Source organism: Pseudomonas sp. NY15356 (genome assembly GCF_048068175.1).
In the GTDB taxonomy this organism is placed as follows: domain Bacteria; phylum Pseudomonadota; class Gammaproteobacteria; order Pseudomonadales; family Pseudomonadaceae; genus Aquipseudomonas; species Aquipseudomonas putida_K.
The window spans coordinates 1-303 of sequence record NZ_JBLUPW010000100.1 but is presented as its reverse complement, the minus strand read 5'-3'; the positions used below and the strand labels follow the sequence as shown (position 1 = coordinate 303).

1 protein-coding gene is annotated in these 303 nt (G+C 56.1%); it reads right to left on the bottom strand.

The genetic code is table 11. From position 1 onward, the window contains the following. Positions 1-303 (bottom strand): immunoglobulin-like domain-containing protein (locus ACNFCI_RS24115; protein ID WP_416768444.1); only part of this gene is annotated, 303 nt, incomplete at both ends.

Genomic DNA, 303 nt, shown 5'->3' with positions numbered 1-303 from the left:
ACGTCATCGCCCTGGGCTGGCAACGAATAGTCGACCTCGGTTTTACCGGCTTGAATGACCACCTGCTGATTGTTGCTCAGCGTGACCGTGACATCGTGATCGAGTTTTTCGTTGATCCGGATGGTGAAGGACGGCTGCTGGTCTTCGGTGACATCACCCTTGCTGACGATAGTGACTTCGAACTTGTCGCCCTCGTTGCCGGTGCCAGTACCCGTGCCCGAACCTGGTTCATCGGTGATTTCCGTCGAAACGGATTGATCGTCGAGGGTCAGCTTTTCGAACTTGTCGCCGCCCTCTACCGAC